We start from the raw sequence: 20,478 nt of genomic DNA on the forward strand, positions 1-20,478 counted from the left end.
AGGAAAAGATAGAATGGCTAAGGGGCAATCTTTACAAGATCCGTTCCTGAACGCATTGCGTCGGGAGCGTGTTCCAGTTTCTATTTATTTGGTGAATGGTATTAAGCTGCAAGGTCAGATTGAGTCTTTCGATCAGTTCGTGATCCTGTTGAAAAACACGGTCAGCCAGATGGTCTATAAGCACGCGATTTCTACTGTTGTTCCGTCCCGTCCGGTATCTCATCACAGCAATAACGCTGGCGGCGGCACTGGCAGTAACTACCATCATGGCAGCAACGCGCAGGGTTCATCTGCTCCTGCGCAGGACAGCGAAGAAACCGAATAAGGTTTTGGGCTGTTTTCCACACGGGGAGCCAGGGATCCTGCGTTCCCCGCTGATCTTTTTTGAGAGGTTTACGCTTGTTTGACCGTTATGACGCCGGTGAGCAGGCGGTGCTGGTACACATCTATTTTTCGCAAGACAAAGATATGGAAGACCTCCAGGAGTTTGAATCTCTGGTCTCTTCCGCCGGTGTCGAAGCAATGCAGGTGATTACCGGTAGCCGTAAAGCGCCGCACCCGAAGTACTTTGTTGGTGAAGGTAAAGCAGTTGAAATTGCGGATGCCGTAAAAGCAACCGGCGCATCAGTCGTGCTGTTTGATCATGCGCTGTCTCCGGCTCAGGAACGTAACCTGGAAGCTCTCTGCGAATGTCGTGTTATCGATCGCACGGGGTTGATCTTAGATATTTTTGCTCAGCGTGCGCGTACCCACGAGGGTAAGTTGCAGGTTGAGCTGGCGCAGTTGCGCCATCTGGCGACGCGTCTGGTGCGTGGCTGGACACACCTTGAAAGACAAAAAGGCGGGATTGGTTTACGTGGCCCGGGTGAAACCCAGCTCGAAACCGACCGTCGTTTGCTGCGTGGCCGTATAACCCAGATCCTTTCTCGTCTGGAGCGTGTCGAGAAACAGCGCGAACAGGGGCGTCGGGCGCGAACCAAAGCCGACATCCCAACGGTGTCGCTGGTGGGCTATACCAACGCCGGTAAATCCACCCTGTTTAACCAGATAACCGAGGCCCAGGTGTATGCCGCAGACCAGCTGTTTGCGACCCTGGACCCTACGCTGCGCCGTATTGACGTCGCAGACGTCGGTGAAACGGTACTGGCGGATACCGTAGGGTTTATCCGCCATCTGCCGCACGATCTGGTGGCGGCGTTTAAAGCGACGTTGCAGGAGACGCGTCAGGCGACCCTGCTGCTGCACGTGATTGATGCGGCTGACGTACGCGTGCAGGAGAACATCGACGCGGTGAATGTGGTGCTCGAAGAGATTGACGCCCACGAAATTCCCACCCTGTTGGTGATGAACAAGATCGATATGCTGGACGATTTCGAACCGCGTATCGACCGAGATGAAGAGAACAAACCAATTCGGGTCTGGCTATCTGCTCAGGCCGGGATTGGTGTGCCACTGCTTTTCCAGGCTTTGACAGAACGTCTTTCCGGTGAGGTAGCTCAGCACACGCTGCGACTGCCGCCACAGGAAGGCAGGCTGCGTAGCCGGTTTTATCAGCTTCAGGCGATAGAAAAAGAGTGGATGGAGGATGACGGCAGCGTGGGGATGCAGGTGCGTATGCCGATCGTTGACTGGCGTCGCCTCTGTAAACAAGAACCTGCGCTGGCGGACTATATCGTCTGATCAGAAAGGGGAAGCCTGAAAAATTCGCCCTTGCATAACAAATATGGAGCATATACATGGCGTGGAATCAGCCCGGTAATAACGGACAAGACCGCGACCCGTGGGGAAGCAGCAATAATCAAGGCGGCAACTCTGGGGGAAATGGCAACAAAGGTGGTCGCGAGCAGGGGCCGCCGGATCTGGATGATATCTTCCGCAAACTGAGCAAAAAGCTTGGTGGCCTTGGCGGAGGAAAAGGTTCTGGCTCGGGTGGCAACTCCACTCAGAGTCCGCGCCCGCCTATGGGTGGCCGCGTAGTAAGCATTGTGGCCGCGGCGGTAGTCATCATCTGGGCAGCCAGCGGGTTCTACACCATTAAAGAAGCAGAGCGCGGCGTGGTAACCCGTTTCGGTAAGTTCAGCCATCTGGTTGAGCCGGGCCTGAACTGGAAACCGACCTTCATTGATAACGTGACCGCAGTGAACGTGGAGTCCGTCCGTGAACTGGCGGCGTCTGGCGTGATGTTGACCTCTGACGAAAACGTGGTGCGCGTTGAGATGAACGTCCAGTACCGCGTGACCGATCCTGAGCGTTATCTGTTTAGCGTGACCAGCGCGGATGACAGCCTGCGTCAGGCGACCGACAGCGCCCTGCGTGGCGTGATCGGTAAATACACCATGGACCGTATCCTGACCGAAGGTCGTACCGTTATTCGTAGCGATACCCAGCGCGAGCTGGAAGAGACCATCCGTCCGTACAACATGGGTATCACCCTGCTGGACGTCAACTTCCAGGCTGCACGTCCGCCGGAAGAGGTGAAAGCGGCGTTTGACGATGCGATTGCCGCGCGTGAAAACGAACAGCAGTACATCCGTGAAGCGGAAGCGTATACCAACGAAGTTCAGCCGCGTGCAAACGGTCAGGCGCAGCGTATTCTGGAAGAAGCGCGCGCGTATAAGACCCAGACCATCCTGGAAGCACAGGGTGAAGTGGCTCGCTTCGCGAAGATCCTGCCGGAATATAAAGCCGCGCCGGAAATTACCCGTGAGCGTCTCTATATCGAGACCATGGAAAAAGTGCTGAGCCATACGCGTAAAGTGCTGGTTAACGACAACAAAGGCGGAAACCTGATGGTCCTGCCGCTGGATCAGATGCTTAAAGGCGGTTCTGCACCGGCAGCAAAAGACAACAGCGGAGCCAACAACCTGCTGCGTCTGCCGCCAGCCTCGTCTGGTAGCTCCAGCGCGAACACAACGCCTTCTTCGAACGATGGTGACATTATGGACCAACGCCGTGCTAACGCGCAGCGTAACGACTACCAGCGTCAGGGGGAATAAGGATGCGTAAGTCAGTTATTGCGATCATCATCATCGCACTGGTCGTGCTCTACACCTCCATCTTTGTGGTGAAAGAGGGCGAACGTGGGATCAAGTTCCAGTTTAGCAGCGTCGTGCGTGACGGCGACAAGCGTCCGGTGATCTACGAGCCGGGTCTGCACTTCAAGGTGCCTTTCATTCAGTCAGTCAAAACGCTCGACGCACGTATCCAGACCATGGATAACCAGGCCGACCGTTTCGTGACTAAAGAGAAGAAAGACCTGATCGTTGATTCCTACATCAAATGGCGTATCAGCGACTTCAGCCGCTACTTCCTGGCAACCGGCGGTGGTGACGTTTCTCAGGCAGAAGTGCTGCTGAAACGTAAGTTCTCTGACCGTCTGCGTTCTGAAATTGGTCGTCTGGATGTAAAAGACATCGTGACCGACTCCCGTGGTCGTCTGACCCTGGAAGTGCGTGATGCGTTGAACTCAGGTACAGCGGGTACCGAAGACGAAGTGGAAACACCGGCAGCGGATGACGCGATTGCCAAAGCGGCTGAACGCGTTCAGGCTGAAACCAACGGTAAAGTACCGGTGATCAACCCGAACAGTATGGCTGCACTGGGTATCGAAGTGGTTGACGTGCGTATCAAGCAGATCAACCTGCCAGCGGAGGTGTCCGAGGCGATCTACAACCGTATGCGCGCCGAGCGTGAAGCGGTAGCCCGTCGTCACCGTTCACAGGGTCAGGAAGAGGCCGAGAAACTGCGTGCCGCAGCGGACTACGAAGTGACCAAGACGCTGGCGGAATCTGAGCGTCAGGGCCGTATCCTGCGTGGTGAAGGCGATGCCGAAGCCGCGAAGCTGTTTGCCGATGCCTTCAGCCAGGATCCCGACTTCTACGCCTTTATCCGTAGCCTGCGTGCTTACGAGAATAGCTTCCAGAGCAACCAGGATGTGATGGTACTCAGCCCGGACAGCGATTTCTTCCGTTATATGAAGACGCCGACTAACGCAACGCGATAAACTCAGGCTCGTTTGAGTATTCAAACCACCGCTCTTCACGGAGCGGTGGTTTTCTTTTATAAGGATGAAAAATGAATTCAACGATCTGGCTCGCACTGGCTTTAGTTTTGGTGCTGGAAGGCCTCGGCCCGATGCTCTATCCACGCGCATGGCGACGGATGATCGCGACCATGAGCCAACTTCCGGACAATATTTTGCGTCGTTTTGGTGGTGGACTTGTGGTTGCCGGTATCGTTATCTACTACATGTTGAGGAAAACGATTGGCTGATCAAAAACTAACCGCAATCGGCATATTTTAGGGTCAAAAAGTGCTGTATATCTGAAAAAGCGATGGTAGAATCCATTTTTAAGCAAACGGTGATTTTGAAAAAAATGGGTAACAACGTCGTCGTACTGGGCACCCAATGGGGTGACGAAGGTAAAGGGAAGATTGTCGATCTTCTGACTGAACGGGCTAAATATGTTGTACGCTACCAGGGCGGTCACAACGCAGGCCATACTCTCGTAATCAACGGTGAAAAAACCGTCCTCCATCTTATTCCATCAGGCATTCTTCGCGAAAACGTCACCAGCATCATCGGTAACGGCGTTGTGCTGTCTCCAGCTGCGCTGATGAAAGAGATGAAAGGTCTGGAAGACCGTGGTATCCCTGTTCGTGAGCGTCTGCTGCTCTCCGAAGCCTGCCCGCTGATCCTGGACTATCATGTGGCGCTGGACGTGGCGCGTGAAAAAGCGCGTGGCGCGAAAGCGATCGGCACTACCGGTCGTGGCATCGGCCCGGCATACGAAGATAAAGTGGCTCGTCGCGGTCTGCGCGTGGGCGACCTCTTCGACAAAGCGACCTTCGCTGAAAAACTGAAAGAAGTGATGGAATATCACAACTTCCAGCTGGTGAATTTCTATAAAGCCGAAGCCGTTGACTACCAGAAAGTGCTGGATGACGTCATGGCGATTGCTGACATTCTGACCGGCATGGTTGTTGATGTGTCCGATCTGCTGGACCAGGCGCGCAAGCGTGGCGATTTCGTCATGTTTGAAGGTGCGCAGGGTACCCTGCTGGACATCGACCACGGTACCTATCCGTATGTAACGTCCTCTAACACCACCGCGGGTGGCGTGGCAACCGGCTCCGGCCTGGGCCCACGTTATGTGGATTACGTTCTGGGCATCATCAAAGCGTACTCCACTCGCGTGGGTGCAGGTCCATTCCCGACCGAGCTGTTTGATGAAACCGGCGAGTTCCTCTGCAAGCAGGGTAACGAGTTTGGCGCAACCACCGGTCGTCGTCGTCGTACCGGCTGGCTGGACGCCGTTGCCGTGCGTCGTGCTGTGCAGATCAACTCCCTGTCTGGCTTCTGCCTGACCAAGCTGGACGTACTGGACGGCCTGAAAGAAGTGAAAATCTGCGTGGGCTACCGTCTGCCAGATGGTCGCGAAGTGACTACCACTCCGCTGGCCGCTGACGACTGGGAAGGCATTGAGCCAATCTACGAAACCATGCCGGGCTGGTCTGAGACCACCTTCGGTGTGAAAGAACGTAGTGGCCTGCCAAAAGCTGCGCTGGACTACATTAAGCGTATTGAAGAACTGACCGAAGTGCCGATCGATATTATTTCTACCGGCCCGGATCGTACTGAAACGATGATCCTGCGCGACCCGTTCGACGCATAATCTTCGTGACTGCTGGCCTGCGGGGAAACCCGTAGGCCGGATAAGCGCAGCGCCATCCGGCGACCGCTCCTGGATCTCCGCTTTTTCGCCCCGTCTGTCAAATAAATTAGCCGCTAACTATCTGGCTGGTTTATCATCATTAATGAATATCTCTGCGGTTTGACCGCGTTTTCCCTTTTTCCTGAGGTTGATGTGCAGTTAACAAGTTTCACCGATTACGGCTTACGCGCGCTGATTTACATGGCGTCGTTACCCGATGGGAAGATGACCAGCATCTCTGAAGTCACAGAGGTGTACGGTGTGTCCCGTAATCATATGGTCAAAATAATCAATCAACTTAGTCGTGCCGGATACGTTGCTGCCGTCCGCGGGAAGAATGGAGGGATCCGTCTCGGTAAACCGGCACAGAGTATCCGTATTGGCGATGTGGTACGTGAACTGGAGCCGCTATCTCTGGTGAACTGTAGCAGTGCGTTTTGCCACATTACGCCCGCTTGCCGCCTGAAACAGGCGCTTTCAAAGGCCGTGCAAAGTTTTCTCAAGGAACTGGATAACTACACGCTGGCCGATTTGGTTGAAGAGAATCAACCGCTTTATAAATTATTGCTGGTGGAATGAAGAAAATTTCCACCGGAGCTGACAACGGAGGAACCGACATGTCACAAGATCCTTTCCAGGAACGCGAAGCCGAAAAATACGCGAATCCTATCCCCAGCCGCGAGTTCATCATTGAACACTTAACAAAACGCGAAAAACCCGCCAATCGTGAAGAACTTGCCGTTGAATTAAACATTGAGGGTGAAGAGCAAATTGAAGCCCTTCGCCGCCGCCTGCGCGCCATGGAGCGCGACGGCCAGCTGGTCTTTACTCGTCGCCAGTGCTACGCGCTGCCAGAACGCCTCGATCTGCTGAAAGGCACCGTTATTGGTCATCGCGATGGCTTCGGCTTCCTGCGCGTGGAAGGCCGTAAAGACGACCTGTACCTCTCATCCGAACAGATGAAGATGTGTATTCACGGCGACCAGATCCTGGCGCAGCCGCTGGGTGCAGATCGTAAAGGCCGCCGCGAAGCGCGCGTGGTCCGCGTGCTGGTGCCGAAAACCAGCCAGATTGTAGGCCGTTACTTTACCGATGCGGGCGTAGGCTTTGTGGTGCCGGACGATAGCCGTCTGAGCTTCGACATTCTCATCCCGCCTGAAGAGGTGATGGGCGCACGCATGGGCTTTGTGGTAGTGGTTGAACTTACCCAGCGCCCGACCCGCCGTACCAAAGCGGTAGGTAAAATCGTCGAAGTGCTGGGCGATAACATGGGCACCGGCATGGCCGTTGATATGGCGCTGCGCACCCATGAAATTCCTTACGTCTGGCCGAAAGCGGTTGAAGACCAGATCGAAAACCTGCGTGAAGAAGTGCCGGAAGAGTCCAAAGCAGGCCGCGTGGATCTGCGCGATCTGCCGCTGGTCACCATTGATGGTGAAGACGCCCGTGACTTCGATGATGCCGTGTACTGTGAGAAAAAACGCGGTGGTGGCTGGCGTCTGTGGGTGGCTATCGCGGATGTGAGTTATTACGTACGTCCACACACGCCGCTGGATAACGAAGCGCGCAGCCGCGGTACGTCGGTCTACTTCCCGTCGCAGGTTGTACCGATGCTGCCAGAAGTGCTCTCGAACGGCCTGTGTTCCCTCAACCCGCAGGTGGACCGCCTGTGTATGGTCTGCGAAATGACCATCTCCAGCAAGGGACGTCTGACGGGCTATAAGTTCTACGAAGCGGTGATGAGTTCTCATGCGCGCCTGACCTATACCAAGGTCTGGCATATGTTGCAGGGCGATCAGGATCTTCGCGAACAGTACGCGCCGCTGGTCAAACACATCGAAGAGCTGCACAACCTCTACAAAACGCTGGATCAGGCGCGCGAAGAGCGCGGTGGGATCTCGTTTGAGAGTGAAGAGGCGAAATTCATCTTTAACGCTGAGCGTCGTATCGAGCGAATCGAGCAGACTCAGCGTAACGATGCGCACAAGCTGATTGAAGAGTGTATGATCCTGGCGAACATCTCGGCGGCACGTTTCGTTGAGAAAGCCAAAGAGCCTGCTCTGTTCCGTATTCACGATAAGCCAACCACGGAAGCCGTAACCTCGTTCCGTTCCGTGCTGGCCGAACTCGGCCTGGAACTGCCTGGCGGCAATAAGCCTGAGCCACGCGATTATGCCGAGCTGCTGGAATCCATCAGCGATCGTCCTGACGCGGAAATGCTGCAAACCATGCTGCTGCGTTCCATGAAGCAGGCGATTTACGATCCGGAAAACCGGGGCCACTTTGGTCTGGCGTTACAGTCGTATGCGCACTTTACCTCGCCGATTCGCCGTTATCCGGATCTGTCCCTGCACCGTGCGATCAAGTATCTGCTGGCGCACGAGCAAGGTCACAAAGGCAATACGACCGAAACCGGTGGGTATCACTACTCCATGGAAGAGATGCTGCAACTGGGCCAGCACTGTTCCATGACCGAGCGTCGTGCGGATGAAGCAACGCGCGACGTGGCGGACTGGCTGAAGTGTGACTTTATGCTGGATCAGGTGGGTAACGTCTTTAAAGGTGTGATTGCCAGCGTCACCGGCTTTGGCTTCTTCGTACGTCTGGATGAGCTGTTTATCGACGGTCTGGTGCACGTTTCCAGCCTTGATAACGATTACTACCGCTTCGACCAGGTCGGACAACGTCTGATCGGTGAATCCGGCGGTCAGACCTACCGTCTGGGCGATCGGGTGGAAGTGAAGGTTGAAGCCGTGAATATGGACGACCGTAAAATCGACTTCAGCCTCATCTCCAGCGAACGTGCTCCGCGTAACGTCGGGAAAACCGAGCGTGAGAAAGCGAAAAAAGGCGGCAACGGTAAAGCGGGCGGCAAGCGACGTCAGGCAGGTAAAAGAGTAAACTTTGAGCCAGACAGCGCCTTCCGTGGCGAGAAGCAGCAGAAGCCCAAGGCGGCGAAAAAAGACGCTCGTAAAGCGAAAAAACCGTCGACCAAGACCCAAAAAATAGCGGCCGCAACCAAAGCGAAGCGCGCGGCGAAGAAACAGCAGGCGGAGTAATTTCCCCTCACCCTGACCCTCTCCCCAACGGGGAGAGGGAAAATATTTATTACGAGAACCATCAATGAGTGAAATGATTTACGGCATCCACGCGGTGCAGGCCCTGCTGGAGCGCGCGCCGGAGCGTTTTCAGGAAGTTTTTATTCTGAAAGGGCGTGAAGACAAACGTCTGATGCCGCTGATCCACGCGCTGGAAGCGCAGGGCGTCGTGATCCAGCTGGCGAACCGCCAGTATCTGGATGAGAAAAGCGAAGGTGCTGTACACCAGGGCATTATCGCGCGCGTGAAGCCGGGCCGTCAGTATCAGGAGAACGATCTGCCGGATCTGATCGCTGAGCTGGATAACCCGTTCTTCCTGATCCTCGATGGCGTAACCGACCCGCACAACCTGGGCGCGTGCCTGCGTAGCGCCGATGCAGCAGGCGTGCATGCGGTGATTGTGCCAAAAGATCGCTCCGCGCAGCTTAACGCTACCGCTAAAAAAGTGGCCTGCGGCGCGGCGGAAAACGTTCCGCTGATCCGTGTGACTAACCTGGCGCGCACCATGCGTCTGTTGCAGGAAGAAAATATCTGGATCGTCGGCACAGCCGGTGAAGCGGATCACACCCTGTATCAGAGCAAAATGACCGGCCGTATGGCGCTGGTGATGGGGGCAGAAGGTGAAGGCATGCGTCGCCTGACCCGCGAGCACTGCGATGAGCTGATCAGCATCCCGATGGCGGGCAGCGTATCGTCCCTGAACGTTTCTGTTGCGACGGGTATCTGCCTGTTTGAAGCGGTGCGTCAGCGCGGGTAGCCTGTTGTGCCGGGTGGCGGCTTCGCCTTACCCGGCCTACAAAAGCATGGTACCGTAGGCCCGGTAAGCGCAGCGCCACCGGGCAACAATCTCACTCCTCTAACGACCGCAAATGGTCATCCTTTCTCAACGTCATCAGCGCGAAAATACTCACCACCGCCGTTGCCATCACGTAGTACGCCGGAATATCCAGATTGCCCGTCTCTTTAATCAGCCCGGTAATGATCAGCCCCGCACAGCCCGAGAAGATCGCATTCGACAGAGAATAGGCCAGCCCCAGCCCGGTATAACGCACGCGCGTCGGGAACATCTCAGACAGCATTGCCGGCCCCGGCCCTGCCAGCATCCCAACCAAACCCCCCGCAATCAACACCACAATCGCTTTGACAGCCAACGTGCTGGACTCCGCCTGCAAAATTTTCAGCAGCGGCAGGGCGAGGATCAGCAGGAGCACGGTGGCGATAATCATCACCGTCCGCCGCCCGATCCTGTCGCTCAGTATGCCCGACGGAATGATCGTGAGCGCAAACCCAATGTTAGAAATCACCGCAATCAGTAACGCCTGGTTAAAACCGGTGTGCAGCGCAGATTGCAGATAGGTCGGCATAATCACCAGATAGGTATAACCCGCCGCAGACCAGACCATCACGCGGCCAATGCCCATCAGGATGGTTTTGAACGTGGCGGCGGTGCTGGCCTGAGTAACGACCGGTTTTTCCCGTTGCTGCACAAAGCTCGGCGTCTCTTCCATGCTCACCCGCAGCCATAGCGCGACCGCACCCATCGGCAGCGCCAGGAAGAACGGAATGCGCCAGCCCCAGTCGTGCAAGGCTTCAGGGGAGAGAAGGGCAGAGAGCAACGCGACAATGCCTGCGCCCGCTAACAGCCCGAGCGCCACGGTAAAGGACTGCCATGCCCCGTAAAGACCGCGCTTGCCGCGCGGGGCGAACTCCGTCATCAATGAGACCGCACCGCCATACTCACCGCCCGCGAACAGTCCTTGCAGAATACGCAGGAGCGTAACGATCAGCGGCGCGGCAATCCCGATACTGGCGTAGACCGGCACAATACCGATGGCAGCGGTGGCGAGCGTCATCAATACCAGCACTATAATCAGCGTCGGTTTGCGGCCAATCCTGTCGCCAATGCGGCCAAAGACCACCGCACCCAGCGGACGGAAGAAGAAAGCGATGGCGAACGAGGCCCAGGTGAGGATCAGGCTGGTGAGCTCCGCTTCCCCCTCAAGCTGGAAGAAGTTTCTGGCAATCACCGTTGCCAGAAAACCATAGACCGCAAATTCATACCACTCGATGAAATTACCGATGGAGCCTGCAATTAATGCACGCTTGTGCGCAGCCTGTTGCATAACGATCCTCACAAAAACGGGGTAAGAATAAATTATTCAGCATTAGTTAAGTAAAGAAATAGTTTATTCTTATGTTCTGTGAGCTGTTTCACGAATGATATCAACATGATCGTCATCGTGTGACCCCCCTCCCATGCAGCGTGCATGCCCTCTGTCCATACTTATCTTTATTGCCAATGAAAGGAGGGAGACAGCATGCACTGGCAGACACATACCGTTTTTAATCAACCTGCACCGCTATCGAACAGCAACCTTTTTCTCTCTGATTGCGCCCTGCGCGATGCGGTAGCGCGCGAAGGGGCTGAGTGGGATGTGGATCTTCTTGCCAGCATCGGCCAGCAGTTGGGTACGGCAGAGTCGCTGGAGCTGGGCAGACTGGCGAACGTTAATCCGCCGGAGCTGCTGCGTTATGACGCCACGGGAGCGAGGCTGGATGACGTCCGCTTTCATCCGGCATGGCATCTTCTGATGCAGGGGCTTTGCGCCAACCGGGTGCACAACCTGGCGTGGGAGGAGGAGGCGCGGAAAGGATCGTTCGTCGCCAGGGCCGCGCGTTTCGTACTTCATGCTCAGGTGGAGGCGGGAACGCTTTGCCCGGTGACCATGACCTTTGCGGCCACGCCGCTGTTGCAACAGTCGCTGCCCAAACCGTTTCATGAGTGGTTAACGCCGCTGATGAGCGATCGCTACGACCCCCATCTTGCGCCGGGGGCGCAAAAGCGCGGCCTGCTGATCGGCATGGGGATGACGGAAAAGCAGGGCGGTTCGGACGTACTCAGTAATACTACCAAAGCAGAGAAATGCAGCGATGGCAGTTACCGGCTGGTGGGGCACAAATGGTTTTTCTCCGTGCCGCAGAGCGATGCGCATCTGGTGCTGGCGCAGGCGAAGGGCGGGTTGTCCTGCTTTTTTGTCCCGCGTTTCTTACCCGACGGGCAACGTAATGCCGTGCGCCTTGAGCGTCTGAAGGACAAGCTCGGCAACCGCTCAAATGCCAGCAGTGAGGCTGAATTTCTTGATGCTTCCGGCTGGCTGCTGGGCGAAGAGGGGGAAGGCGTCCGGCAAATTCTGAAGATGGGCGGGCTGACGCGCTTTGACTGCGCGCTGGGCAGTCACGGACTGATGCGCCGTGCGCTCTCGGTGGCGCTTTATCATGCCCATCAGCGGCAGACCTTCGGCAAAAATCTGATCGACCAGCCGTTAATGCGCGACGTGCTAAGCCGTATGGCGCTGGTGCTGGAGGGACACACGGCACTGCTGTTCCGACTCGCCCGGGCGTGGGACAACCGCAACGACCCACAGGAAGCCGCATGGGCGCGGCTTTTCACTCCGGCGGCAAAATACAGCGTCTGCAAAGCGGGCATACCGTTTGTGGCAGAGGCAATGGAGGTGCTGGGCGGTGCAGGCTATTGCGAAGAGAGTGAGCTTCCGCGGTTGTACCGTGAAATGCCCGTCAACAGCATCTGGGAAGGCTCTGGCAATATTATGTGCCTGGATGTACTGCGCGTGCTGGCGAAGCAGTCGGGCATTCTCGACCTGCTCGCCGATGATTTCGCGCAGGTAAAAGGCCAGGACAGGCACTTCGATCGCAGCTGGCGGCAGCTACAGCAGAAGCTGCGGAAACCGCAGGAAGCGCAGGGCAGGGAGATCGCGCAGCAGCTCTTTTTACTCGGGGCCGGAAGTCAAATACTGCGGCACGCATCGCCGCCCGTGGCGCAGGCGTGGTGCCGCATGATGCTGGATACCCGGGGCGGCACGCTGATGAGCGAGCAGGTGCAAAACGACCTGCTGCTGCGCGCCACGGGCCGGGTCGGTTAAGCCTTCAGCTGGAACAGGCTCACCAGCCGGGTCAGATGTGAACCCTTCTCGCGCAGCGTCTGTGCCGTCTGCTCGCTGCGTGAGATGCGATCGGCATTGATGTGCGATGCCTCACCGATGTGCGTCATCGCCAGATTCACCTGGCCAATTCCCGCCGACTGCTCGCGGGAGGCGTGGTTGATCTCAGTGACAAGCTGGCTGATGTTATCGATATGAACAATGATGGCATCCATCGCCAGACGCGTCTGCTCAGACAACGCATGGCCTTCGCTCACCTTGTTCAGCGTGTCGCCAATCAGCTGTTCAATCTCTTTTACCGCGTTGGCGCTGCGTGCGGCCAGGGCGCGTACCTCTTGCGCCACCACTGCGAAACCTTTCCCGTGCTCGCCCGCCCGAGCCGCCTCAACCGCCGCATTGAGCGCCAGGATATTGGTCTGGAAAGCGATGGACTCAATCACGCGGGTGATGTCTTCAATGCGTTTCGATGCATCGCGAATATCATCCATGGTGGAGACTGCGTGGGTCACCGTCTCTCCACCCTGATGCACCGCGCGCGAGGTTTCACCCACCAGCTGCTGAGTTTGCTCCATGTTGGCGGCATTTTGCTGCACGGTGGCGGCTAATTGCTCCATGCTGGCGGAGGTCTCCTCAACGCTGCTGGCCTGCTTGTTAATCTGTTCAGAGATCTCGCCGGTGTCTGAAGCCAGCGCGTTAGTCCCCAGATGGATCTCGCTTGCGGCCTCGCGGACCTGCAACACAATTTTTTGCAGGCCTTCCCCGATCCCGTTGATGGCGTCAATCAGCTGGCCGACTTCATCCTGGCGGGTAACCGGCAGGCTGGCGCGCAGATCGCCTGCGGCATACTGCCGGGCAAGCGCGATCACCTCGCGCAGTGGGCGGGTTAGCATCCGGCGAATGAGGATAACGAACAGGCCCGCGAAGAGAGCGGATAGCACCACGCCCGCCATCAGGAAGCGATCGCGCAGTGTGGTGACGCTTGAAAGCAGTACGGCTTTATCCACTTCACCCACGATGGTCCAGTTCCAGCCCGGCAGCGGCGTGTAGGCAACTTTGAGCGTACGGCCATCCGCGCTCACGCGTTCCAGCGTGCCGGCTTTATCACTCAGAAGCTGCTGCTGTGTCGCCGTGTCCCAGTTAGGCAGTTTGCCCTCTTCGCTGGCATGGAACAGATACTGTCCGCGCGTTTTGCCGCTACTGCGATCCAGTACAAAGAAGTGACCGCTCTCGCCCAGACGACGGTTAAGGATTTTCTCGCGCATGACGTTCCACGAATGGGTGATGTCCACGCCGACAAAGATAATCCCGATAACCTGGCCTTCCGCATTCTTAACAGGCTGGTACTGCGTGATATAGCGCTTGCCGAACAGCAGCGCGAGGCCACGATAGACCTCCCCTTTAGTGACGGCGGCAAATGCCGTGCTGGTGGTATCAAGAACGGTTCCGATCGCGCGGTCACCATTCTCTTTGCGCAGCGACGTCGCCACGCGGACAAAATCGTTACCGCTGCGGACAAACAGCGTCGAGATGGCTCCCGTTCGGCTCAGGAAGTCATCAGAAAGCGTATTGTTTTCATGCAACTCCGTTTCGCCGCCTTTCAGCAAAGGAACGGTAAGCCCATTTATGGTCCGGCTCTGGCTACTGTCGCTGTTCAATGGCTGTGGCAAAAAGGTGGTGAACAGACGGGTATAGCTTTCAACTTCTTCGCTCAGGCTGGTGTTGAACATCTCTACCATATCCACCATGCCGGTGGACTGGTTATGCAGGTCTTCAACCGCAAGATCTTCAAGCTGCTGGCTGGCGTTGTGGCTCAACAGGAAAGTGAACAGCAAAAAAAGCGTAGCGACACTTACAGCTGTTAGCAGCGATAGCTTCGTGCCCAGTCCTGCCCGGCGGAAAAAGGTGATCATAAATTGCTCATTATTGAAAAGTGATGGCTGTTCAACGGCAGAGCGGAGAGAACGTTTATCTGTTTAATGTAACTGAATGTTACGCGTTTGTTTTTATTGGGTTTCGGGAGAGATAAAAAATTTGCAAAAGTGAAAAGCCACTAAAATTAAGTGGCTTTTATCGGAGGGGATTATGCATAAAGAATAGCCTGCACGCGCCAGTGATTAACATGGTGATCTTCCTGCATCTGGACGATACGATACCAGGATGCGCCCTGTTCATCCGCCTTCAGGGCGACGACACGTTCAACGTCTTGCGGACTCCCCGTGATATTATTGACGGAGATCTGACCAATCTCATTCAGGCCCGTGACGCAATCCGCGCTGGCAAATTCAGCCGACTGCGCCGTGGTGCTCAGCAGGCCCGCTGAAAGCAATAGCGTCGTTAAAGCAAGGGTTCGTTTCATCGTCAGCTCCTTTTCACCTGTCTCCGGTATCCGCCGGGCAATCCTTCGCGAATAAACTCATTTCCATTGTTGCTGGCATGGAGTTTATTGTGGACAGGAAAATGTCTACGGACGCAAAGCAGTGTAAAGGTCGTTCAAATGATGATGCTCACTTACGGTACAAAATGCCTTGTGCATACCACTGTCCCGTAATAATGGTTTCATCAATCATCGTGATGACGTAATAATCTGCTTTTGCGGCAACGGCCTGTGCTTCAATTGCGTCTTCTGCATCATCCGGTGAACCGCGAACCATCGCGGATACGGTTCCCAGGCGTTGTAATCCTTCCGTCTGATTACGACGAATCTCCTGAGGATGATCGGTAACCGGCGGTGCCGGTTCTGGAGTACCCTGCAATACGGAACATCCGCTGAGCAGTGAGACCAGCAATAAAGCGGTAAGCCTGCGCATAAACCTGTCTCTTTTCCTGATAGCCATAGTGTAGTGGTCTGCGAATTTAGTTTTGGGGGAATGTTCCCGAAGTGTTATCTGGGACGTAGATTTCGAATGAAAATATCGTGAAACCGTAATCCAGCTCTCAACATTATGAATCATTCATCAGCACAGGATCGACAATGATTGAAATTGAAACTCGCCTGCTTAGTGAGCATGAAATCATCCATGCTTTTCCGGCTGGTAAAGGTGAACAGCCGCTGCCGACGGTAGTTTTCTATCATGGCTTTCTCTCCTCAAAGCTGGTCTACAGCTATTTTGCCGTCGCGCTGGCGCAGGCCGGTTTCCGGGTGGTCATGCCTGATGCGCCGAATCATGGGGCACGCTTTACGGGCGATGAACAGGCGCGGCTGGGGCTGTTCTGGCAAACGCTGCACGGCAATCTGACCGAGTTCTCCGGGCTGCGTGACGCGCTTTTACAGGCCGGGCTGGTGGAGGGGGAACGGCTGGCGGTCGTCGGCGCATCAATGGGCGGAATGACGGCGCTGGGGCTCATGGCCAGGCATCCGGAGGTGACGTCCGTGGCTTGCCTGATGGGATCGGGCTACTTTATGTCACTGGCAAAGACGCTGTTCCCGCCGCAGGCACCTCAGGAGATTGAAGCCTTGTTGTCTGAATGGGACGTCAGCCATGCGCTTTCGCAGCTGGCCGATCGTCCCCTGCTGCTGTGGCATGGGGATGCCGACGATGTCGTACCGCCCGGTGAAACGTTCCGTCTGCAACAGGCGCTACAGCGTGAAGGGCTGGACAGCAATCTGATCTGCCTGTGGGGTGCCGGTGTCCGGCACCGTATTACTCCGGCTGCGCTGGAAGCCACCGTGGAGTTTTTCCGTCAGCACCTTTAAACGCGCAGCACCGTGACACCCTGATCCTCGAGCTTGCTGAGGATCTCGGGGTTGGCGTTTTTGCCGGTGATCACCATGCTGATTTGCTCGGCGCGGCTGAAAAGCATGCCGGCGCGTTCACCGACCTTGCTGCTGTCGACCAGCACCACCAGTTTACCCACCACGTTGAGCATGTTCTGCTCTGCCATTGCGGTGAGCATATCGGTTTTATACAGGCCATCCGCCGTCAGGCCTTTGCCGCTGGTAAACATCCAGTGCCCGGCGTAGAGGCTGTTTTCACTGTCCTGCGGGCTCAGGGTTATGGACTGGCTCTTGTTATACTGGCCCCCCATGATCACCACGCTTTCATGTTCCTGGTCAATGAGATAGTTGGCCAGCGGCAGATAGTTGGTAATGATTTGCACCGGCTTGCCGCACATCTCACGGCCCAGTAAAAACGCTGTCGAGCCGCAGTTAATCACCACGCTTTCCCCGGGATTCACCAGCTGTGATGCCGCTCTGGCAATCCGCACCTTTTCATCGTGATTCTGCGCCTGGTGAATATTCATCGGCGTCCAGCGTGGACGCTGCTGGCTGATGGCCTCTGCGCCGTTGCGGACTTTTTTCAGCTTGCCGCTTTCATCCAGCTTGTTAATGTCCCGCCGCGCGGTAGCAGGGGAGATCCCTAAACGTTCGATCACTTTCTCGACGGTGATAAACCCTGTTTGCGCCAGGAGTTCCAGTAAAATTTGATGCCGTTGCGCTTCCGTCATGAGCTATTCCGAAAAGAATTGATTTGAAAAGATGATATTTGAAATAGCATGAAATTACTAAATTAAATATGACATCGCCAGACACTGTGTCTGGCGATTGGGCTGCACAATCAGAGGAAGGACTTGAACGGCAGGTCTGGCTCAATGGTGAAGCAATCATCAAAACCACGCGGGTAGTGGTACTCGAGATTGTCTTTATCCAGCGGCCAGGTGAACTTGCCCCCAACCTGCCAGATGAACGGCTTGAAACCATACTTGAGTCGGTCTTTTTTCATCTCCCACAGGACGCGGATCTCTTGCGGATCGGCCTGGAAGTTTGACCAGATATCGTGGTGGAAGGGGATCACCACTTTGGTGTTCAGCGCTTCGGCCATGCGCAGCATGTCCGCGCTGGTCATTTTGTCGGTAATCCCGCGCGGGTTTTCACCGTAAGAGCCAAGCGCCACGTCAATCTGGTGCTCGTTACCGTGCTTCGCGTAGTAGTTGGAGTAGTGAGAGTCACCGCTGTGATACAGGGAACCGCCAGGCGTTTTGAACAGGTAGTTCACCGCGCGCTCATCCATCCCGTCTGGCAGTACGCCTGCGGCTTTCTGGTCGGCAGGCAGGGTGATCAGCGCGGTACGGTCAAAGGCATCCAGCGCGTGAATTTCAACGTCTTTGATTTTCACCACGTCGCCCGGCTTCATCACAATGCAGCGCTCTTTTGGCACGCCCCAGCCAATCCACAAATCCACGCAGGTCTGCGGCCCGATAAAGGGTACGTCGTCCGCGCAGTTTTGCATTACCGCTGCCGCCACGTTCACGTCGATATGATCGTTGTGATCGTGGGTAGAGAGAACGGCGTCGATCTGGCGAATGGCGAAAGGATCAAGCACAAAAGGCGTGGTGCGCAGGTTCGGCTGGAGCTTTTCAACGCCGGCCATACGCTGCATCTGGTGGCCTTTTTTCATCAGTGGATTGCCGTGGCTCTGTTTGCCGGTGCCGCACCAGAAATCGACACAAATGTTGGCGCCGCCTTCTGATTTCAGCCAGATCCCGGTGCATCCAAGCCACCACATCGCAAATGTGCCAGGAGCAACCTGTTCCTGCTCGATCTCTTCGTTCAGCCAGCTACCCCACTCCGGAAAGGTACTCAAAATCCATGATTCACGGGTGATGGTTTTCACTTTACTCATCGTTTGACTCCTGGTTTTAATCAAAAGTAATCATACTGTGACTTGTTGTGATTAATGCTGGCACTGTTTGAATCGATTTGCAATGGCTGATTTGCGGAAAATTCCCCTCGCCACATCACAGAAAATACACCTCGTCGTTGTTAAGATAACCGCTACATATAATTAATATATTGAAAATTAACAATTTATTTATCTTTCTGGATCGGTAGTGAAAATCATTACTAACTCCATGGAAATAAATTGCGTGATCCGTCACAAATAATCAAATGCAATCTTGTGGTGATTATTTGTGATTAATAGAGTGATGACACCAACCACACAGGGATTGCCCCTCGTGTTCTCATTTTCTGGAGAGAGTTATGGAGATCCTCTACAACGTCTTTACCGTTTTCTTTAATCAGGTAATGACCAACGCCCCGCTGTTGCTGGGTATCGTGACGTGCCTGGGGTACATCCTGCTGCGCAAAAGCGTCAGCGTGATTATCAAAGGCACCATCAAAACCATCATTGGTTTTATGCTGTTGCAGGCGGGGTCTGGCATTCTGACCAGCACGTTTAAGCCGGTCGTTGCCAAAATGTCTGAGGTATATGGCATTAACGGCGCCATCTCTGACACTTACGCGTCCATGATGGCCACCATCGATCGCATGGGGGATGCGTACAGCTGGGTTGGGTATGCGGTACTGCTCGCGCTGGCGCTGAACATCATTTACGTGCTCCTGCGCCGCATCACCGGTATTCGCACCATCATGCTCACCGGGCACATCATGTTCCAGCAGGCGGGGCTGATTGCCGTTTCTCTCTATATCTTCGGCTACCCAATGTGGACCACGGTCATCTGCACGGCAGTGCTGGTCTCGCTTTACTGGGGCATCACCTCCAACATGATGTATAAGCCAACGCAGGACGTTACTGACGGCTGCGGTTTCTCCATCGGTCACCAGCAGCAGTTCGCCTCCTGGATTGCGTACAAAGTTGCACCGTACCTGGGTAAAAAAGAGGAGAGTGTTGAAGACCTCAAATTGCCTGGCTGGTTGAATATCTTCCACGACAACATCGTCTCCACGGCGATTGTGATGACCCTTTTCTTCGGTGCCATCCTGCTTTCCTTTGGCATTGACGTGGTGCAGGCGATGGCGGGTAAAACCCACTGGACGGTCTATATCCTGCAAACCGGTTTCTCCTTTGCCGTGGCCATTTTCATCATCACTCAGGGCGTGCGTATGTTCGTCGCCGAGCTGTCGGAAGCGTTCAACGGTATCTCTCAGCGCCTGATCCCTGGCGCGGTGCTGGCGATTGACTGTGCGGCTATCTATAGCTTTGCGCCAAACGCCGTCGTCTGGGGCTTTATGTGGGGCACCATCGGCCAGCTGATTGCGGTCGGCATCTTGGTGGGCTGTGGCTCCTCAATCCTGATTATTCCTGGCTTTATCCCGATGTTCTTCTCCAACGCCACTATCGGCGTGTTTGCTAACCACTTCGGCGGATGGCGCGCCGCGCTCAAGATCTGCCTGGTGATGGGCATGGTTGAAATCTTCGGGTGCGTGTGGGCGGTCAAGCTCACCGGCATGAGCGCCTGGATGGGCATGGCGGACTGGTCAATTCTGGCGCCGCCGATGATGCAGGGCTTTGCGTCCGTCGGGCTGGTCTTTATGGCCGTCATCATCCTGATTGCACTGACTTATATGTTCTTCGCTGGCCGTTCGCTGCGAGCTGAAGAAGATGCGGAAAAACAAACAGCAGAAGTTTCTGCTCACTAAGGAGTTTCGATTATGACCGTACGTATCCTGGCTGTGTGTGGCAATGGGCAAGGAAGCTCCATGATCATGAAAATGAAAGTGGATCAGTTTTTAACCCAGTCAAACATTGACCACACGGTAAACAGCTGCGCAGTGGGTGAATACAAAAGTGAACTGAACGGCGCGGACATCATCATCGCTTCAACGCACATTGCCGGCGAGATTAGCGTATCGGGCAACAAATACGTGGTAGGCGTGCGCAACATGCTGTCGCCTGCGGATTTTGGGCCAAAACTGCTGGAAGTGATCAAAGAGCACTTCCCACAAGACGTGAAGTAAGGATGCCA

19 protein-coding genes are annotated in these 20,478 nt (G+C 55.4%); 13 read left to right on the forward strand and 6 right to left on the reverse strand.

The annotated features are described in order from the left end of the window. The first annotated feature begins 13 nt into the window (after positions 1–13). From hfq to rlmB, 9 genes are all read left to right on the forward strand, one after another. Positions 14–325: an RNA chaperone Hfq gene (hfq, locus tag ACQG1K_RS02060; protein WP_006810391.1), complete on the forward strand. Its 312-nt coding sequence runs from the start codon at positions 14–16 to the stop codon at positions 323–325. Between the two features lie 74 nt (positions 326–399). Beyond that, entirely contained in the window at positions 400–1,680 is a 1,281-nt protein-coding gene (hflX, locus tag ACQG1K_RS02065; RefSeq protein ID WP_003855991.1) for a ribosome rescue GTPase HflX, read from the forward strand. A gap of 56 nt (positions 1,681–1,736) precedes the next feature. After that, positions 1,737–2,996 (forward strand): FtsH protease activity modulator HflK, encoded by a 1,260-nt coding sequence (hflK, locus tag ACQG1K_RS02070; protein ID WP_022646820.1) that lies wholly within the window; start codon positions 1,737–1,739, stop codon positions 2,994–2,996. 2 nt (positions 2,997–2,998) lie between these two features. After that, positions 2,999–4,003 carry a protease modulator HflC gene (gene hflC, locus ACQG1K_RS02075; RefSeq protein WP_022646821.1) on the forward strand — a complete coding sequence of 335 codons (1,005 nt, stop codon included), beginning with the start codon at positions 2,999–3,001 and terminating at the stop codon, positions 4,001–4,003. Between the two features lie 71 nt (positions 4,004–4,074). After that, positions 4,075–4,272, forward strand: a complete 198-nt coding sequence (locus tag ACQG1K_RS02080) for a DUF2065 domain-containing protein (RefSeq protein ID WP_003855996.1) — start codon at positions 4,075–4,077, stop codon at positions 4,270–4,272. Between the two features lie 104 nt (positions 4,273–4,376). Next, positions 4,377–5,675 (forward strand): adenylosuccinate synthase, encoded by a 1,299-nt coding sequence (locus ACQG1K_RS02085; protein ID WP_032621775.1) that lies wholly within the window; start codon positions 4,377–4,379, stop codon positions 5,673–5,675. A 192-nt stretch (positions 5,676–5,867) separates the two neighbouring features. After that, complete coding sequence (gene nsrR / locus ACQG1K_RS02090) at positions 5,868–6,293, forward strand: nitric oxide-sensing transcriptional repressor NsrR (protein WP_003855998.1); 426 nt, start codon at positions 5,868–5,870, stop codon at positions 6,291–6,293. Between the two features lie 38 nt (positions 6,294–6,331). Further along, positions 6,332–8,773, forward strand: coding sequence for a ribonuclease R (rnr, locus tag ACQG1K_RS02095; protein WP_023299135.1), 2,442 nt, complete (start codon positions 6,332–6,334; stop codon positions 8,771–8,773). Positions 8,774–8,837: 64 nt separating this feature from the next. After that, positions 8,838–9,569, forward strand: coding sequence for a 23S rRNA (guanosine(2251)-2'-O)-methyltransferase RlmB (rlmB, locus tag ACQG1K_RS02100; protein ID WP_006810385.1), 732 nt, complete (start codon positions 8,838–8,840; stop codon positions 9,567–9,569). A gap of 91 nt (positions 9,570–9,660) precedes the next feature. Here rlmB and ACQG1K_RS02105 read toward each other — a convergent pair whose 3' ends face one another. Continuing rightward, positions 9,661–10,935 (reverse strand): MFS transporter, encoded by a 1,275-nt coding sequence (locus ACQG1K_RS02105; RefSeq protein ID WP_108367496.1) that lies wholly within the window; start codon positions 10,933–10,935, stop codon positions 9,661–9,663. A gap of 195 nt (positions 10,936–11,130) precedes the next feature. Here ACQG1K_RS02105 and ACQG1K_RS02110 point away from each other — a divergent pair, with 195 nt between their 5' ends. Beyond that, positions 11,131–12,753 carry an isovaleryl-CoA dehydrogenase gene (locus tag ACQG1K_RS02110; RefSeq protein WP_155025628.1) on the forward strand — a complete coding sequence of 541 codons (1,623 nt, stop codon included), beginning with the start codon at positions 11,131–11,133 and terminating at the stop codon, positions 12,751–12,753. Here the strand turns inward: ACQG1K_RS02110 and ACQG1K_RS02115 are convergent. The 3 genes from ACQG1K_RS02115 to bsmA form a co-directional block, all read right to left on the reverse strand. After that, positions 12,750–14,681 carry a methyl-accepting chemotaxis protein gene (locus tag ACQG1K_RS02115; RefSeq protein ID WP_367075409.1) on the reverse strand — a complete coding sequence of 644 codons (1,932 nt, stop codon included), beginning with the start codon at positions 14,679–14,681 and terminating at the stop codon, positions 12,750–12,752. The genes ACQG1K_RS02110 and ACQG1K_RS02115 overlap by 4 nt on opposite strands. Positions 14,682–14,851: 170 nt before the next feature. Beyond that, positions 14,852–15,127, reverse strand: a complete 276-nt coding sequence (yjfN, locus tag ACQG1K_RS02120; protein WP_003856009.1) for a DUF1471 family protease activator YjfN — start codon at positions 15,125–15,127, stop codon at positions 14,852–14,854. A 148-nt stretch (positions 15,128–15,275) separates the two neighbouring features. Beyond that, the gene (gene bsmA / locus ACQG1K_RS02125; protein ID WP_003856011.1) at positions 15,276–15,605 is read right to left on the reverse strand and encodes a biofilm peroxide resistance protein BsmA; all 330 of its coding nucleotides are present in this window, start codon (positions 15,603–15,605) and stop codon (positions 15,276–15,278) included. A gap of 137 nt (positions 15,606–15,742) precedes the next feature. Here bsmA and yjfP point away from each other — a divergent pair, with 137 nt between their 5' ends. Beyond that, the gene (gene yjfP, locus ACQG1K_RS02130) at positions 15,743–16,465 is read left to right on the forward strand and encodes an esterase (RefSeq protein WP_367075411.1); all 723 of its coding nucleotides are present in this window, start codon (positions 15,743–15,745) and stop codon (positions 16,463–16,465) included. On the opposite strand, the gene ulaR is transcribed toward yjfP, so the two are convergent. Next, positions 16,462–17,217, reverse strand: a complete 756-nt coding sequence (gene ulaR / locus ACQG1K_RS02135) for an HTH-type transcriptional regulator UlaR (RefSeq protein ID WP_003856014.1) — start codon at positions 17,215–17,217, stop codon at positions 16,462–16,464. The genes yjfP and ulaR overlap by 4 nt on opposite strands. A gap of 110 nt (positions 17,218–17,327) precedes the next feature. Next, positions 17,328–18,392: an L-ascorbate 6-phosphate lactonase gene (gene ulaG, locus ACQG1K_RS02140; protein WP_023299142.1), complete on the reverse strand. Its 1,065-nt coding sequence runs from the start codon at positions 18,390–18,392 to the stop codon at positions 17,328–17,330. A 359-nt stretch (positions 18,393–18,751) separates the two neighbouring features. On the opposite strand from ulaG, the gene ulaA reads away from it, so the two are divergent. Both ulaA and ulaB read left to right on the forward strand, forming a co-directional pair. Then, a complete protein-coding gene (gene ulaA, locus ACQG1K_RS02145; RefSeq protein WP_022646831.1) occupies positions 18,752–20,152 on the forward strand; it encodes a PTS ascorbate transporter subunit IIC in 1,401 nt (466 codons plus the stop codon). A gap of 12 nt (positions 20,153–20,164) precedes the next feature. Next, positions 20,165–20,470, forward strand: a complete 306-nt coding sequence (gene ulaB / locus ACQG1K_RS02150) for a PTS ascorbate transporter subunit IIB (protein ID WP_003856022.1) — start codon at positions 20,165–20,167, stop codon at positions 20,468–20,470. Positions 20,471–20,478 lie beyond the last annotated feature (8 nt).

The sequence above is a fragment of the Enterobacter cloacae complex sp. 402C9 genome, from assembly GCF_050030745.1.
Lineage (GTDB): Bacteria > Pseudomonadota > Gammaproteobacteria > Enterobacterales > Enterobacteriaceae > Enterobacter > Enterobacter intestinihominis.

What these genes read in the sequence shown, in the direction of transcription:
- hfq (WP_006810391.1), top strand. Translation starts at nt 14, where the DNA reads ATGGCTAAGGGGCAATCTTTACAAGATCCGTTCCTGAACGCATTGCGT.
- hflK (WP_022646820.1), top strand. Translation starts at nt 1,737, where the DNA reads ATGGCGTGGAATCAGCCCGGTAATAACGGACAAGACCGCGACCCGTGG.
- hflC (WP_022646821.1), top strand. Translation starts at nt 2,999, where the DNA reads ATGCGTAAGTCAGTTATTGCGATCATCATCATCGCACTGGTCGTGCTC.
- ACQG1K_RS02080 (WP_003855996.1), top strand. Translation starts at nt 4,075, where the DNA reads ATGAATTCAACGATCTGGCTCGCACTGGCTTTAGTTTTGGTGCTGGAA.
- ACQG1K_RS02085 (WP_032621775.1), top strand. Translation starts at nt 4,377, where the DNA reads ATGGGTAACAACGTCGTCGTACTGGGCACCCAATGGGGTGACGAAGGT.
- rnr (WP_023299135.1), top strand. Translation starts at nt 6,332, where the DNA reads ATGTCACAAGATCCTTTCCAGGAACGCGAAGCCGAAAAATACGCGAAT.
- rlmB (WP_006810385.1), top strand. Translation starts at nt 8,838, where the DNA reads ATGAGTGAAATGATTTACGGCATCCACGCGGTGCAGGCCCTGCTGGAG.
- ACQG1K_RS02105 (WP_108367496.1), bottom strand. Translation starts at nt 10,935, where the DNA reads ATGCAACAGGCTGCGCACAAGCGTGCATTAATTGCAGGCTCCATCGGT.
- ACQG1K_RS02110 (WP_155025628.1), top strand. Translation starts at nt 11,131, where the DNA reads ATGCACTGGCAGACACATACCGTTTTTAATCAACCTGCACCGCTATCG.
- ACQG1K_RS02115 (WP_367075409.1), bottom strand. Translation starts at nt 14,681, where the DNA reads ATGATCACCTTTTTCCGCCGGGCAGGACTGGGCACGAAGCTATCGCTG.
- yjfN (WP_003856009.1), bottom strand. Translation starts at nt 15,127, where the DNA reads ATGAAACGAACCCTTGCTTTAACGACGCTATTGCTTTCAGCGGGCCTG.
- bsmA (WP_003856011.1), bottom strand. Translation starts at nt 15,605, where the DNA reads ATGGCTATCAGGAAAAGAGACAGGTTTATGCGCAGGCTTACCGCTTTA.
- yjfP (WP_367075411.1), top strand. Translation starts at nt 15,743, where the DNA reads ATGATTGAAATTGAAACTCGCCTGCTTAGTGAGCATGAAATCATCCAT.
- ulaR (WP_003856014.1), bottom strand. Translation starts at nt 17,217, where the DNA reads ATGACGGAAGCGCAACGGCATCAAATTTTACTGGAACTCCTGGCGCAA.
- ulaG (WP_023299142.1), bottom strand. Translation starts at nt 18,392, where the DNA reads ATGAGTAAAGTGAAAACCATCACCCGTGAATCATGGATTTTGAGTACC.
- ulaA (WP_022646831.1), top strand. Translation starts at nt 18,752, where the DNA reads ATGGAGATCCTCTACAACGTCTTTACCGTTTTCTTTAATCAGGTAATG.
- ulaB (WP_003856022.1), top strand. Translation starts at nt 20,165, where the DNA reads ATGACCGTACGTATCCTGGCTGTGTGTGGCAATGGGCAAGGAAGCTCC.